Here is a 13,842-nt window from a genome sequence, read left to right as displayed (position 1 = left end):
GCCCGGCCCCTGATCACCGTCGGCATGGTTCTGACGGCGGCGGGGCTCCTCGTCCTGGCCGGCATCGACCCGGGGTGGGGAGTGAGTCAGCTGCTCCCGGGGTTCCTCATCACCGGCATGGGCATCGCACGGACCACCACCCCCGTCACGACGGCGACGATGGGCAACGTGCCACCGGCACACGCCGACACCGCCAGCGGCACCCTGAACGCCTCCCGGATGCTCGGCCTCTCGCTCGGGATCGCCGTCATGGGCGCGGTCGTGGCCGCGCAATGGCCAGGTGACCTGGCGGATTCCGTCGACCCCAAGGCGTTCGCGGACGGCATCGCAGCCGGCTTCCAGGTCAACGCCGCGATCGCGCTGGCCGCCGCGGTACTCGCGGCGGTGACCATTCACGACGAACCCCGGCAGCGGCGACAACGAGCCTCGAGCCGCTCACACTGAGCTCCCCGGTTCCGGCCCGGCGTGGTTACGCGCGTCCGTCGCCACCGGCCCGGCCTGACGCCGGCCACGTACACTCGGCGTGTGCGTATGACACCGTCCGTCCGGCTGGGTCTGCTCGTCGCGATCCTGGCAGCGGCGGCCGGTTCCCTCCTCCTGTGGAGCCCCCAGCGCGTCCTCTCGCAGGAGCTCACCTCCGAGGTTCCGCCCGTCTGGGCGGGGCTCGCCTTCGTGCTCGTGTTCGCGATCGCCACCCTGGCGTTCTTCCCGAAGCCCGTGCTCAACGTGGCGGCCGGGGTCCTCTTCGGCGCCCCGGAGGGGCTGCTGCTGGCGGTGGCAGGGACGACGCTCGGCGCGGTCCTGGCCTTCAGGCTGGGACGGGGCCTCGGGCGCGAGGCGCTGCAGCCGTTCCTGAAGGGGAAGGTGCTGGCGGCCCTGGACCGGCGGCTCACCCAGCAGGGCTTTCGTAGCGTGTTCCTGCTGAGGGCGGTGCCCGGCGTCCCCTTCCCGGCGGTCAACTTCGCCGCTGCCTTCTCCGGCGTACGGCTGCGCTCCTTTGCCGCCGCCACGGCGCTGGGTGTTTTGCCCGGTACGGCTGCCTACGTGGTCGCCGGAGCCTCCGCCTCGTCGCCGACCTCGCCGGCGTTCCTGATCTCGGCCGGCGTCATGGTCGCGCTGACGGCGCTCACCGTCGTCTCGATGTGGCGATCCCGGCGTGCGGTCGCCGCGACGACCGCCCACGGTGTGGCCTGACGAGGCAGATCAGCTGGTCATTTCCCGTACCTCGTCGCTCGCACTAGAGGTGGCACGGGCTCGCCCTCCGCAACGACATGGACGGCGTCCCGGGCCTCACCCAGCGCGACATCAAGCCCGGCGGCTCGTTCGACTACCGTTTGATCGGCGCGTACCGTCCCTCGCGCACGTCGCAGATCAGCGAAACGAAGGTGCCGGGCCATCCTCTGACATCGCCCCGGAAGATGTGTTCCAGCGCGTCGCGCTGCGAGGGAGTTCCCTTGGCGTCCGCATAGGACATCACGCTCATAAGGGAATCAGTGTTCTCCGCCCACATGCTGCTGGCGAACTCGCCCGGCGCTACGAGCGCGAGGCCGTCGAGCCGCACGTCCCCGAAGTGCCCCTCGTGCATTTCCCACACCAGAGTGAGGAGACAGGAACCGTCCCGGCGCCGCCGTGCGGAGCGGACAGCCTGGGCCCCTGTCGTTAGTCAGCCCAGGGCCGCGAGGAGTTCGTCGCATGCTGCTTCGCAGGCCCGGCACGCCTCCGCGCACAGGCGGCAGTGGTCGTGCATGTCCGCGTGTGACGCGCATTCGTCGCCGCACGCCTTGCAGGCCACCGCGCACGCCTTGAGCAGCGCGGCGGTGACGTTGGCGTCGTAGCCCGTGTGACGGGACAGCACCGAAGCGGTGACGTTGCAGATGTCGGCGCAGTCCATGTCGGTGCGGATGCACTTGATCAGGTCGCCGACCATTCCTTCGGACAGACACGCGTCCGCGCACGCCGTACACACCTGGGCGCACATCGTGCATGCCTCGACGCAGCGTGCGAGCTTGTCCTGGTCGATGTTTCCGAGATCGGCCGGGTAGGTGGCGAGGATGTCCTTGGCCGTGGTCATGGGGTGCCTCACTTTCTGATGGTGCGATCGCAGTTCTGCCAGCCAGGGTCGTGATCACCACCGGCGGGCGGGGTCATCGGGTAGGTGACGCCACCGGTGACGTGGTTCCTGCCCAGGTCGGACCATGTGCGCTCGCCCGCGATCGGAGCGGCCCGACTCCCGCCCGAGTCGTCACTCGTCGACACGAGGTACCCGACACCGCCGACGGCCGCCGCCAGAATCGCCGCCGAGACGGCGAACGTGGTCACCCGCCTACGGTGCTCCCGCGCGCTCCGCTCGGCGCGGCTCCTCCGCCTGTGCACGACGAGCGGCCGACTTGTCGTCCGAACCCGGATATCCCATGAGCGGCACACCTCCTGGGGCCGCGGTCATCCCTTCCATCGTAGGGACGGCGGCGCCGCTCACGCGATTCAGGCGACTGTGAGTGTCGCCTTCATGTTCGGGTGGATCGAGCAGAAGAAGGGGTACGTGCCGGGCCCGTCCGGGGCGGTGAAGGTGGTCGACTTCCCGCCCGCGATCTCGCCGGTGTCGAACGCCTCGCCCTCCGTGGCCGTGACCGTGTGAGGAGCCGAGTCCTGGTTGACCACAGTGATGGTCGCCCCGGGGCGGACCATCAGATCCGCCGGCTTGAAGGCGAAACCCTGGATGGCGATCCGGTCGATGGCGGCCACTGTGGGGCTCGCGGACGGCGTGCTGGGCGCGGTGGGAGACGTACCGCCGTCGCCGTCTCCACAGCCGGTGACGAGCGGCGCGAGACACAGGAAGCCGAGTACGGCGACGCCGACCCCGTGCGAGCGGGGGAGAAGAGGCATGGAAATCCCTGGTGAGGCGAGCGAGAGGGGCCGGGCGGTCAGACCGCGGCTCGTAACCAGCCTCCCCTGCGGGCCGGTCCGGCACGTCGGAACTCGGCCGGTCGCCCCGTCGCTCACCCGCACGTGCGCACGGCGGCTCGGTAACCTCCTCCGGCCTCGTGCGAGGCCGCCCATCCGCTGCCGGTCTTCACCACGGCGGTACGAAACCGGATGTTGCTGCCATTCCCGGCCGGCTCCGGTGCCGGCTAGTGCTTGGCGTCCATGACTCCGGCGCGCCAGAGGCCGATGATCGCGGCCAGGATGCCGCCGGCCAGGTAGAACGGGGAGTGGCCGCCGGGCAGGACGTCCAACTTGCTGAACTCCTCGATCCAGTTGAGCGCGAGGACGATCAACCCGAGCCAGAACAGGGTCCAGCCGACGATCCGGTTCGGTACCGAACGGGCGTGCATCTTGCTGATCTTGGTCTTGTCGCTCATGTCCGCCTCGGGGTCAGGCTGCGGTGGTCTGTTGGGTTGGGGTGTCACTCGGGCTCTCCGGCCGCGACACGTCTTCGACGCCCGGCCGCCGGCGGGCCGAGATCACGAGGTAGGTGACGGTGCCCAGGAAGACCACGACGGAGGTCCAGTTGTTGAGTCGCAGGCCGAGGAACATCTGGGCCTCGTCGATGCGCAGGTATTCGATCCAGAAGCGCCCGACGGTGTACGCCGCGACGTACAGGGCGAACGTCCTGCCGTGTCCGAGCGCGAAGCGGCGGCCCGCCCAGATGACCAGCACGGCCACGCCCACGTCCCACAGGGACTCGTAGAGGAAGGTGGGATGGTACGTCGCCACGTCGAGCATGTCGTCCGGGCGGTTGGCGCGGTCGATCTCCAGGCCCCAGGGGAGTGTGGTGGGGCGGCCGTAGAGCTCCTGGTTGAACCAGTTGCCCCAGCGGCCGATCCCCTGGGCCAGGGCGATCCCGGGCGCGACCGCGTCCGCGAAGGCCGGGAAGGAGATGACGTACTTCCGGCAGCCGATCCAGGCGCCGACGCCGCCCAGGGCGATCGCACCCCAGATGCCGAGGCCACCCTCCCAGACGTACAGGGCGCGGATCGGCTCGCCGCCCTCGCCGAAGTACGCGTCGGGGCTGGTGATCACGTGGTAAAGCCGCCCGCCGACGATGCCGAAGGGCACAGCCCAGATGGCGACGTCCGCGATGACGCCCTTCTCTCCGCCCCGCGCCACCCAGCGCCGGTTGCCGAGCCAGACCGCGACGAAGACGCCGACGATGATGCAGAAGGCGTACGCCCGCAGCGGAAGGGCCCCAAGGTAGAGGACCCCGGTCGACGGGCTGGGCAGGTAAGCAAACTCCATGATTTCACCCTAAAGCCTTCATCTAAGGAGATTAGTAAAAGCCTGCTCGTCATTCGGCAGGCAGGCCGACGTGGCCGACAGCGTGTGGGCCCGCTTGCGCCGCCGAATCAGGCCGAGCAGAGCCGGGGCGCCGAGCAGAGCCTCCGGCCACCCGCCCAGGCTTGCTGCGATGGTCCGCTCGCCCAGGAGCGGGACCCGCTCCACCAGGTAGCCCCCGCGCCACGTTCCGAGCCGGTCCGAGACCGTCCCGTCCGGCCTCACGATGGCGCTGACCCCGCTCGTCGAGGCGAGGGCGACGGCACGGCCGTGTTCGATGGCCCGGATGCGGGCCATCGCCAGCTGCTGCTCCGACTGTCCGCCCTGGAAGCCCCGCTCATACGTCGCGTTGTTGGTCTGGACGACGAGGAGGTTCGCGCCGGCCCGCACGGTGTCCCGCACCCGGCCGTCGTACGCGATCTCGTAACAGATCACGTCACCGAGCCAGACGGGGCCGGCGGGCAGCGGGGCCTGGGACGAGCCGGGGGCGAAGTCCCGGGGGATGAGCTGCAGAGCGCCGAGCCCGCCGAGGACAGACCGGGCCGGGATGTACTCGCCGAACGGGACCAGCTGCCGCTTCGCGTACGCGGCCACAGGTCCCTGCCCGGGAAGCCAGAGCTGCCCGGCGTTGTACGAGCGGTCCCCTGGCCCATCGAGGATCGCGCCGATCAGCAGCGGCGCCTCCAGCTCGCGGACCGAGTCCGCGACGAGCCCGCCCAGCTCGGGGTCGGCCTCGGGGTCGCTGTCCAGCGCGTTCTCCGGCCACAGGACCACGTCCGGGCGCGGAACCCTGCCCGCCCGGACATCGTCGGCCAGCTTCCTGGTCTCACGGGCATGGTTCTCGGCGACACCGCGTACACGCGCCTGCTCCTCCAGAGTCCGCGCGCGTTCCACGTTGCCCTGCACGACCGCGACCACAGCGCTCCTGCCGCTCGCCGCCGCGTCGGGGATCAGGGACGAGGACAAGGCGAGAGCGACCGTGCCGCAGGCGGTGATCGCCCAGGCGCGCACGCGCGCGGCCCGGCGCGCCGTGATGCCGTACATCAGCAGCGAGCCGATGAGCGCTGTGACGAAGGTGAGCGCGGGAGCGCCGCCGACGGCCGCCCAGTCGACCCACGGCGCGTCGGCCTGGCCGAAGGCGAGCCGCCCCCAGGGGAAGCCGCCGAGCGGAGCCCGTCCGCGCACGGCCTCCACCGCCACCCACCAGGAAGCGGCGAGCAACGGCCAGCCGGGCAGCCGCAGCAGACGCGGCAGCAGCATGGTCGCCAGGGCCACGATCAGAGACTGTGCCGCGGTCAGGGCGAGCCACGCGACCACGGCGAGGTTGGCGAGCCAGGCGATCAGGGGGCCGAAGAAGAAGGCGCCGAAGACGGCTCCCACGGTGAAGGCGGACCGGGCGGACCGCCCCCGGACCGCGATCAGCAGGAGCGCCGGTCCCACCGGTGCGAGAAACCACAGGCCGATCGGCGGGAACGAGACGTAGAGCGCGATCCCCCCGAGGCCGGCCAGGCCCCACGCCTGCTTCAGCGGGGGCCGCCCCGGCCGCCCGATGCGCTGTACGTCGAGCGTCACGCGGGTACGGGGCACTTCTCGGCGGTACGGAGCCGGCGGACCAGCGCGTACAGGAGCAGGCCCACGGAAGCGAGCGCCAGGACGGGCTGGAGCGGGGCCCAGAAGGACAGGGCGCCGCTCACGCCTATGGCGAGCACGACGAGCTTGTTGCAGATGGGGCAGCCGACGGCGAAGGCCGAGAGGAGGCCGGCGCCCAGGGCGCGCGCGGTCACCGGCCGCTCCTGCGGGGCGGGCTCGACGGCAGGGCGGGGACCCACACGGACGTACGTCGCCACCAGTAGTCCCTCGAGAACCGAGCTGGCGATCCACACGGGGTAGTTCCACCAGAGGACCGGCGTCATCCGGGTGTAGAACGGTGACGGGACGACGCCCGTGGGCACACCGATCACGATCGCCGCGAGCAGGGCCACCGCCACGGCGACGGCCCATCTCCGCAGAGGCCAGCTGCCCATGGACGTACTCCTTCGAAGAGGGAAGCCGCCGGCCGGGTGAGCACGCCACTGCGGGGGAGCCTGCTCAGAGGGACCGGCCGACGGCGGAACCGATCGTAGTCTACGAAACTTCTTAGAAGAGCAGCGGCGATCTCCGTCACTCTCCCACGGCCGGCTGGGGCCGTCGACGCCCCGACCGGGCCGTGAGCAGGAGCAGCGCCCCCGACAGGCCGTACAGCGCGACAGCCGCGGCGGTCCGGCCCGCCTCCCGCTGTTCCGGCGCCGCGGGGACGTAGAGGGCTCGCGTCCCGCGTACGCTCCCGCCCGCGGACAGGCCTACGGGGACCCAGGACTCGACCGTGCGGTTCCCTGGATCCCGGAAGACGGCGTACACGAACCAGCGCCCTGTATCGCGCAGCGTGATCGCGCCCCGGAACCTCCCGGCATCATCGGGGGCCAGCGCACTCGTGACCTCGCGGCCCGCGCGCCGGGCGACGAGGGAGGGGGTGTGGAGAGCTTCCCGTCCGGTCGCCTCGACCTGGACCTCGACGACGGAGCCGCGTACCGAGACGTCCCAGCGCACCTCGCCCACCACATCTCCCTGGCCGGGATCGTGGGCCAACGCCCGACCTGGCGAGAGGAGAGACTGAAGCGTGGCGACGGTGGCGACAACGGCGATCGCCGCCACCCGAGCTCCCTGTCCTTGGCCCCGAGGCGGCCCTTCCGCCGCGAGAACGGCCAGCGCGGACCCCGCCAGCGACAGAAGCAGTGACGGGATCGCGCGGTCGAGCGGCACTGCCGTCACGTGCGGCAGGAGAGGCGGCAAGGGCAACGCGATCGCGTGCGACACGAGCGGCACGACGACCGGGAGCGCCCAGGGCGAGGCGAACCGGCGCCGGGCCAGGTCTGCCGCCACGGCCACGCCCAGGACCGGCGGCACCATCGGCGTCGAGTACCCCAGAAGCGCGAGGACCGGAACCACGAGGGGCCGTACGCCCATCACCAGCAGGGCGGCCCGAGTCGCCGCCCACGGGTGCGGATCGAACCGGCGGATCAGCAGGACCGCGAGGGTGACCCCGCCGGCGGCGACCGGCAGGAACCACACCTCCGAGAACTGCGGCACATCCGACTCGTACTCCATGACCGGCGCGAGCGAGGCAGCCAGCACGAGCGCCGAGCCGAGGACGATCGCGGTTCCTCCACCTTCCCGCGCCATCGCCCGTAGAAGGACCACCGAGAGCGTGAACGTCGCCGTGATGGCCAGCAGGTGCGGCGGGCTCCAGAGGAGTCGCGGCCGAACGCCGTGTGCCAGGCGGCATCAGCCGGAGCCGCGATCCCGATCCCCGCACCTGCCGCCGCGGCCCAGGGCAGCAGTGGATCGGCGACCGCCGCGCGCACCCCCTGCCGGCGGAGAGGAGGGTGCTGGTCAGGGAGCCGTACAACAGGACGTGCGGGGCGCTCCAGAAGGTGTCCCGGCCTTCGTCGGTGTGCGGTGAGTCGTCCCAGTACATGCTGAACAGGGCCAGCAGACCGCTGGTCGTGCCCGCGACAAGCCATCTCACGTCGCTTGCTCCTCTGTGTTCGTCGGACTGGCGGCGGAGGGGTCAGGAGAGTGCGCTGCCCTTCTTCCAGGTCTCCCAATCCACGTTCCAGGCGCCGTAGCCGTTGTTCACCGCGACCGTGTCCGTGGAGTTCACGACGGTGACCGGGTCACCGAAGCGCACCTGGTCGAAGAACCACTTGGCGTCCTCCGTGCTCATCCCGATGCAGCCGTGGCTGGCGTTGACGCGGCCGAACTTGCCCTCGTTCCAGGGCGCGGCGTGCGCGTACGTGCCCGACGGGGTGAGCTGGACGTCCCACTTGACGTCCTCCAAGTCGTACGCCTCGGGGCCGAAGATGCCGACGGTGGAGGAGTTCATCCGGATCGAGGGGACCTTGCCGAGGACGACCATGGTGCCGTTCCAGGTCTCGAAGGTCTCCTTGCCGGTGGAGACCTTGAGGGTCCGCAGCGCCTTGCCGTTCCTGGAGACGGTCATGGTCTTCTTCACGACGTCCACGGTGCTGGTCACCGCGTCGCCGACGCGGAAGTTCACGACGCGCTGCTGCGTGCCGTAGACGCCGCCGCCCGCGTCCACGCCGGCGAGGTCCATGCGGAGGGTGACGTCGGTGCCCGGCTTCCAGTACTCCTTCGGCCGGTAGTCGATCCGGTCCTTGCCGTCCCGGTCCTGCATCCAGCTCCAGGCGCCCTCGACCGCCGGGGCCGAGGTCACCTTGAGCTTCCGCTCGACGGCGGCCTTGTCGTGGATGGGCTTGTTGAAGGTGATCGAGACCGGCAGGGCCACGCCGACGGTGGACCCCTTGTCGACGTTGTACGTGCCGACGAAGGTCCTGGTGGCCGCCGGGGTCGTGTAGCTCGACGACTTGGTAAGCGGCGCGCCGTCACCGCCGGTGCCCTGGACGGAGATCGTGTACGTGGTGCCGGGCGTCAGGGGTGTGGTCGAGGCCCAGACGGACTTGTCGTCGGAGAGCGCCCCTTCGACCTTGCCAGGTCCCGGCGCGCTCACGCTCACGGAGGTCAGCACGCCGCCGTCGGCCTTGATCGTGATCTTCCCCGACGTCCCGGAGTCGATGGCTATCGAGGACGGTCCGCCACTCTGAGCGGCCTCCTGCGCCGTCTTTCCGGCTTCCCCGGCGCCGGAGCCGGTCGCCCCTGCGGAGCTGCATCCGGCGATGAGGAGAGCGGCGGCCGAGGTCAGCGCGAGCATGGGTACGGCACGGCGCTGGTTGCGGGATCTCGTGTTCTTCATGACACCTTCCAGCTAATTATCTAAGTGACTTAGAAGACGAATAGGGGCGCGGTCCGGTTCCCGCTCGACTGACGGAAGCGGACCGGGAGTTCAGTGGGCGTGGCCGTCGTCCGCGTGCTCGGGCTCGGCGCTCGTGGTTGCTTCTCCGGCCGTGCTGGGTTCGGCGGTCGAGGAAGACTTCGACGGTTCGGGCTCGGCTCCGTGGTCGTCGGTCTCCGGATCGCCGCCGCCGTGGCTGTGCCCGCCGCCCTCGGCAGCTTCGCCGGCCATCCCGGCCGCGATCGGGTTCAGACCGAGGTAGCTGCCGCCCGCGACGAGCAGCACGACCAGCCCGAGCGGGCTGAGGATGTGGCGAGAGGAGGTCTCCGCGTCCTTGAGGACGAAGGCGACGAAGGCGACGATGATCCCCAGCGGAACGAAGGGGGTCCGCGTGCCGGGAAGTCGTCGAAGTGCTGGAGGCCGCCGCTGAGCATGCCGATGCCGAATGAGAGCAGGAGCGACGCGCCGATCACCACGAGAGCGCGGGCGAACGGCGGCCGGTCCGTGGCCAGCAGGAACTCGTTGACGAGGGTGGCGACCAGGAACACGCCGACGCCGATGATCCCCACCGTGGTGTAGCGGGCGGGGTCCAAGGGATGGTGCACCACGGCACCGCTGATCAGACCCGCGCCGACGAAGTAGAGCACGTAGCCGATGTAACGGCCGGCCAGGGGCGTCTTGCGCTTGCGGCGGTGTGACCGGGCGGCGCGCCGGGCGGCGGCACGTCCGCCGGGTACCGGGAGCTGACCTGGTGATGAGGCGGATGAGAGGGCTTGGCCCCAAGGGGCGGCCCGTCGCCTCGATCGCTCGCTAGATGCGCAGAACGACCGATGCCGGGCAGGGTGCCGCCGTGGGAGGAACCGTCCCCGACGGGCTCGTGGTGCCGACCGCGCCGTCGAGAGCGAGCTCCGCGTCAAGCGGGGACAGGGCGGGCGGAAGGATGTCGAACCCTGCCCAGGGCTGTCCGGTCGCGCAGTCTGGTATGGCGTGCGTCGGCGATCCGTCGGTGTCGTGGTCGTTGACGGACGTCTGAAGCCGCTCGTGGACGTGGCCGACGAGGGCTGTGGCGACACCGCCGGGTGTCGTGTGCCCGGCACTGCTGTCGGCGTGGAGGCCGTGCGCGTACAGGAGCCCGAAAAGAAGGGCGCCGAGCCACAGCAGACGCGACCACGGCGGAACCAGAGACCGCGTGCGGGGCTTCCTCGCCGCCAAAGGTTCCGTGACCACGGCGTGATCATAACCAGCTCGGGTGACCTGGTCGGACCGGGGTGCCGAGCAGAGAGTAAACATCGTCGAGATCGTCCGGACTCGGTTCACGCTTCGTCGCGGTGGGTGAGGTGGCCGTCGGTGAGCCGCCAGTAGTGCTGGTGAGGAGTCAGCTGCCAGGTCTCGTCGGCAGCGATCGCCTGCGTGATCCATTCGCGGAGTTGCGGGAGGCATGCGCTCGTAGAACAGCGCGCGCGGCAGCACGGTCAGTGGCATCGACCGGATGGACGTCTATGCGGAAGCCGACCATGTCCGGGTGGACGCCGCGGCCGTAGCTGCGGGGGTGCGGAGCAACCCACGCCGCTCCCAGGACGATGGTCCCGCTGCCAGGCCCGGTAAGGAACTACAGGTCCGTGACGCGGTCCATGTGGGAGCCGAGACACTCGTTGATGTCGGTGGTGGTCAGGGTCCAGGCACGGTGCCGGGGCAGTCTTCGATTTCGCGCGGACATGGCAGGCAGAATGGCAGAAGGTGACTGTCAGGGGCCCGGCCGTTGCAGCCTGCGGCCTGCGTGGGGCTCCCTCCCGTGGGAGTGCCGTCACAAGCCAGGTGGGCAGGCGACCAGCAGTGGCAGCAGCGGGACGGCTAGGGCGACGGAGGCCACCGAGCCCCAGAGGGCCGGGTGAGGGGCCCGGCGCGGGCCCAGGATGCGCTTCATGCGGAGGAGGGCCGTCGAGCCGCCCGCGCCGAATGCGCCCTTCGGTGCCCGGCCGGCGGCCATCTCGTACATCGCGGTGGCCAGGACCTCGTGCGAGTGGCTTCGCAGGGCGCGGTCGTCCGCGATCATCTCGAGGAGTACTGCCAGCTCCTCCCGCGCGCGGCGCGCGAGCGGCACCCAGGGGAAGACCGTGGCGAACGCCTGCGCGGCCGCGATCAGCAGATGATGGCGGCCGGCGATGTGCGCCCGCTCATGCTCCAGGACGGCGTCGAGCTGCTCTTCCGTGAGCAGTCGTACGGCGGCGTCGCTCACGACGATGCGGGAGCGGAGGCCCGGAAGGCAGTACGCCGCGGGGGTGCCGTGCGGTAGGACGGTGGCGCGCAGGCGGTCGGAGCGCACGCCCACCATGTCGAGCCGGTCGCGGTGCCGGGCGCGCATGAGTCCCGCGCGCGTGAGGTGGAAGAGGAAGGCACCGGCGAAGGCGGTGACAACGGCGAGGGGCATCGCCAGGGCGAGCTGGTCGGCGGTGGTCGGGTTGGGCACCACCGGGGTGCCCGCAGCGAGGCCGCAGGCGTGCAGCAGCCCCACGAGTCCGGCGTGCAGATGCTCGGTACGGGTTGCGAGCTGGGAGGCGGCGAGCGCGGTCGCGAGCGTGAACGACACCATGAGGGCGAGCCATACGACTGCCGCGAGGGCCGGTGCCCGGTGTGGCCAGGCACTGCGCACCATCAGGCGTGGGGTGGCGACGCCCACGACAGCCGCGTATCCCAGGAGGGTTGGGGCCGCGTTCACTGCTTCGCCCGTCGCCCGACGGTCCGGAGGGCGTTGCGGAGAGCCGCGATCTCGTCGTCGTCGAGGTTCTCCACGAACTGGACCAGGGCCGCCGGCCGGTCCTCGCTGACCTCCAGGCCGTCCTCCATGAGCGCGGCCGAGTACGCCTCGCGGGTGTCCGCGGCCTTGTACAACCAGATCCGGCCGTTCCTGGCCCGTGTGAGGTGGCCCTTGTGGAAGAGGATGGTCGTGACAGTGGTCACGGTGGTGTAGGCGACGTCGCGGTGCAGGTTGATGTCGTCGACGACCTCACGCACGGTCGCGGGGCGGCCCCATCTCCAGAAGCGGTCCATGATCTCCGCCTCAAGCTCCCCCAGCCGTCGCATGGGCCCGTGTCCTCTCCGCTGATCCCGCATTCGAATTCATAGTAGACGGGCAACTCACGGTGCAGCCCCGGCCCACGTGGAGCGGCTGTTCCGACGGGCCCGGCTCAGGCCGTTCGGGCGATGGCGCTGTGGGCACCCGCGGCCACCTTGCGTAACGTCGTCACGAGAAGGGCACCGACAGCCAATTCGCCACCGCTTCGCCGGTCGCGGTGCAAAGGGGTGCTGATGTCGATGACGAGTCGGCGTGATCTGCTGGCGAGATCCGCGGGAGCGCTGGCGGTCACCGTCGCGCCCAGCTCCTGCGCGGTAGGGGCGAGCACATCGCGGGAGCGGCCGGTCACTACGCCCGAGGGGCGAGTGGACTGGGACGCCTTGCGGGCGCAGTTTCGTCTGGAGCCGGGATGGGCGAACCTCGCGTTGTTCTACCTGGCCTCGCATCCGAAGGTCGTGCGAGACGCGGTGGATCATCTGAGCGCACAGGTCGACGCCAACCCTCTGTCGGTGCCCGCGGGGTTGGCGCTGCCCGACGGCCCGACCGGATGGCCCCGGGTACGCCAGGCGCTCGCGGCCTATCTGGGAGGCCGGGCCGAGGAGATCGCGATGACGGCCAGCACGAGTATCGGGCTCGGTCTCGTCCACAACGGCGTCGTGACCCGTCCGGGACAAGAGTTCCTGTTGACGGAGCTCGACCACATCTCTCATCGCACCGCTGCCCGGCTGGCCGCCGAAAAGCACGGCAACACGGTGCGGCTGGTCTCCTGGTTCGCGGATCCGGCCACCGCGGCGGCGGAAGGCATCGCGGCGGCGGTCGGCGAGGCGATCCGCCGGAACACCAGAGTCGTGGGGATCACCTGGGTGCAGTCCAGCACGGGGCTTCGGATGCCGGTGCGGGCGGTGGCCGAGGTAGTGCGCCGGGCCAATGAAGGGCGCAGCCCCGCTGACCGGTGCCTTCTGGTCGTCGACGGCGTGCACGGGCTGGCGGCGGTCGACGAGGATGCCGCCGGCCTGGGCGCGGACGTGGTGATCGCCGGAACGCACAAATGGCTGTTCGGTCCCAGGGGAACAGGGCTGATCTGGGTGGCGCCGGACGTCCTCGACCAGCTGCGGCCCACCTTCGTGAGCTTCATCGGGAGCGGGGGAGCGGCGTCCCTGTCACCCGGCGGGTTTCTGGCGTTCGAGCATGCCTTCGCCCTGCCGGTGGCCGTAGCGCTGCATGAGCAGCTGGGCCGAGCACGCGTCGCCGCCCGCATCACGCAGCTGTCGACACGGGTGAAGCAAGGGCTGAGGCGCATCCCCGGGGTCACCGTGCACACTCCCGCCGACGCGGGGCTGTCAGCGGGCATCACCTGTTTCAGCGTGGCCGGATACACCCATCAGCAGGTCGTCGACCACGCCGCCGCCCGCCACGTGCGGCTGTCCACCCTGAACTACACCCGCATCGGCACCGCCGTCATCAACACTCCAGCAGAGATCGACACCGCGCTCAACAGCCTGGCTGACCTCACCCGCTGAAAGCCGCTCCAGGCTTCCCGGGGCGTCGCTGGGGCGCTCGGCACGGGGCCCGGCGACGCTGGAGGTGGTTCGGTGGGCACAGGCCGGGCGAAGGCCAGGCCGATACCGCCGCCAGCCGATCCCGCGAC

General features: G+C 70.7%; 18 protein-coding genes and 1 pseudogene. 4 read left to right on the top strand and 15 right to left on the bottom strand.

Features of this window, described 5'->3' with window-relative positions:
• The first annotated feature begins 9 nt into the window (after positions 1-9).
• The 3 genes and pseudogenes from V1460_RS21900 to V1460_RS21890 form a co-directional block, all read left to right on the top strand.
• A complete protein-coding gene (locus tag V1460_RS21900) occupies positions 10-444 on the top strand; it encodes an MFS transporter (protein ID WP_338678145.1) in 435 nt (144 codons plus the stop codon).
• 87 nt (positions 445-531) lie between these two features.
• On the top strand, positions 532-1,194 hold the full coding sequence (locus V1460_RS21895; protein WP_338678144.1) for a TVP38/TMEM64 family protein: 663 nt from the start codon (positions 532-534) through the stop codon (positions 1,192-1,194).
• 50 nt (positions 1,195-1,244) lie between these two features.
• Positions 1,245-1,334, top strand: a pseudogene (locus tag V1460_RS21890) (multicopper oxidase domain-containing protein); the annotation flags it as partial.
• On the opposite strand, the gene V1460_RS21885 reads toward V1460_RS21890, so the two are convergent.
• The 15 genes from V1460_RS21885 to V1460_RS21810 form a co-directional block, all read right to left on the bottom strand.
• A complete protein-coding gene (locus V1460_RS21885; protein ID WP_338675329.1) occupies positions 1,328-1,585 on the bottom strand; it encodes a DUF1326 domain-containing protein in 258 nt (85 codons plus the stop codon). The pseudogene V1460_RS21890 and the gene V1460_RS21885 overlap by 7 nt on opposite strands.
• A gap of 78 nt (positions 1,586-1,663) precedes the next feature.
• Positions 1,664-2,071, bottom strand: coding sequence for a four-helix bundle copper-binding protein (locus V1460_RS21880; RefSeq protein ID WP_338675328.1), 408 nt, complete (start codon positions 2,069-2,071; stop codon positions 1,664-1,666).
• Between the two features lie 8 nt (positions 2,072-2,079).
• Positions 2,080-2,319: a DUF3105 domain-containing protein gene (locus V1460_RS21875; RefSeq protein WP_338675327.1), complete on the bottom strand. Its 240-nt coding sequence runs from the start codon at positions 2,317-2,319 to the stop codon at positions 2,080-2,082.
• 162 nt (positions 2,320-2,481) lie between these two features.
• The gene (locus V1460_RS21870) at positions 2,482-2,883 is read right to left on the bottom strand and encodes a cupredoxin domain-containing protein (protein ID WP_338675326.1); all 402 of its coding nucleotides are present in this window, start codon (positions 2,881-2,883) and stop codon (positions 2,482-2,484) included.
• Between the two features lie 245 nt (positions 2,884-3,128).
• Positions 3,129-3,359: a hypothetical protein gene (locus V1460_RS21865; protein ID WP_338675325.1), complete on the bottom strand. Its 231-nt coding sequence runs from the start codon at positions 3,357-3,359 to the stop codon at positions 3,129-3,131.
• 13 nt (positions 3,360-3,372) lie between these two features.
• Complete coding sequence (lgt, locus tag V1460_RS21860; RefSeq protein ID WP_338675324.1) at positions 3,373-4,236, bottom strand: prolipoprotein diacylglyceryl transferase; 864 nt, start codon at positions 4,234-4,236, stop codon at positions 3,373-3,375.
• A gap of 18 nt (positions 4,237-4,254) precedes the next feature.
• Entirely contained in the window at positions 4,255-5,859 is a 1,605-nt protein-coding gene (gene lnt / locus V1460_RS21855) for an apolipoprotein N-acyltransferase (protein WP_338675323.1), read from the bottom strand.
• Positions 5,841-6,296: a hypothetical protein gene (locus V1460_RS21850; protein WP_338675322.1), complete on the bottom strand. Its 456-nt coding sequence runs from the start codon at positions 6,294-6,296 to the stop codon at positions 5,841-5,843. The genes lnt and V1460_RS21850 overlap by 19 nt, the downstream gene beginning before the upstream one ends.
• 136 nt (positions 6,297-6,432) lie before the next feature.
• Positions 6,433-7,491, bottom strand: a complete 1,059-nt coding sequence (locus tag V1460_RS21845) for a hypothetical protein (RefSeq protein ID WP_338675321.1) — start codon at positions 7,489-7,491, stop codon at positions 6,433-6,435.
• 388 nt (positions 7,492-7,879) lie between these two features.
• Positions 7,880-9,082 (bottom strand): Ig-like domain-containing protein, encoded by a 1,203-nt coding sequence (locus V1460_RS21840; protein WP_338675320.1) that lies wholly within the window; start codon positions 9,080-9,082, stop codon positions 7,880-7,882.
• A 90-nt stretch (positions 9,083-9,172) separates the two neighbouring features.
• Positions 9,173-9,352 (bottom strand): hypothetical protein, encoded by a 180-nt coding sequence (locus V1460_RS21835; RefSeq protein ID WP_338675319.1) that lies wholly within the window; start codon positions 9,350-9,352, stop codon positions 9,173-9,175.
• Positions 9,353-9,369: 17 nt separating this feature from the next.
• The gene (locus V1460_RS21830) at positions 9,370-9,768 is read right to left on the bottom strand and encodes a hypothetical protein (RefSeq protein ID WP_338675318.1); all 399 of its coding nucleotides are present in this window, start codon (positions 9,766-9,768) and stop codon (positions 9,370-9,372) included.
• Between the two features lie 163 nt (positions 9,769-9,931).
• Positions 9,932-10,348, bottom strand: coding sequence for a hypothetical protein (locus V1460_RS21825; RefSeq protein WP_338675317.1), 417 nt, complete (start codon positions 10,346-10,348; stop codon positions 9,932-9,934).
• Between the two features lie 577 nt (positions 10,349-10,925).
• Positions 10,926-11,837, bottom strand: a complete 912-nt coding sequence (locus V1460_RS21815) for a M56 family metallopeptidase (RefSeq protein WP_338675316.1) — start codon at positions 11,835-11,837, stop codon at positions 10,926-10,928.
• Positions 11,834-12,202 carry a BlaI/MecI/CopY family transcriptional regulator gene (locus tag V1460_RS21810; protein ID WP_338675315.1) on the bottom strand — a complete coding sequence of 123 codons (369 nt, stop codon included), beginning with the start codon at positions 12,200-12,202 and terminating at the stop codon, positions 11,834-11,836. The genes V1460_RS21815 and V1460_RS21810 overlap by 4 nt, the downstream gene beginning before the upstream one ends.
• Positions 12,203-12,427: 225 nt before the next feature.
• Between V1460_RS21810 and V1460_RS21805 the strand changes: the two genes are divergently transcribed.
• Entirely contained in the window at positions 12,428-13,714 is a 1,287-nt protein-coding gene (locus tag V1460_RS21805) for an aminotransferase class V-fold PLP-dependent enzyme (protein ID WP_338675314.1), read from the top strand.
• The last annotated feature ends 128 nt before the right edge of the window (positions 13,715-13,842 follow it).

Source organism: Streptomyces sp. SCSIO 30461 (genome assembly GCF_037023745.1).
GTDB lineage: Bacteria > Actinomycetota > Actinomycetes > Streptomycetales > Streptomycetaceae > Streptomyces.
This window is presented reverse-complemented; position numbering and strand designations above follow the sequence as displayed.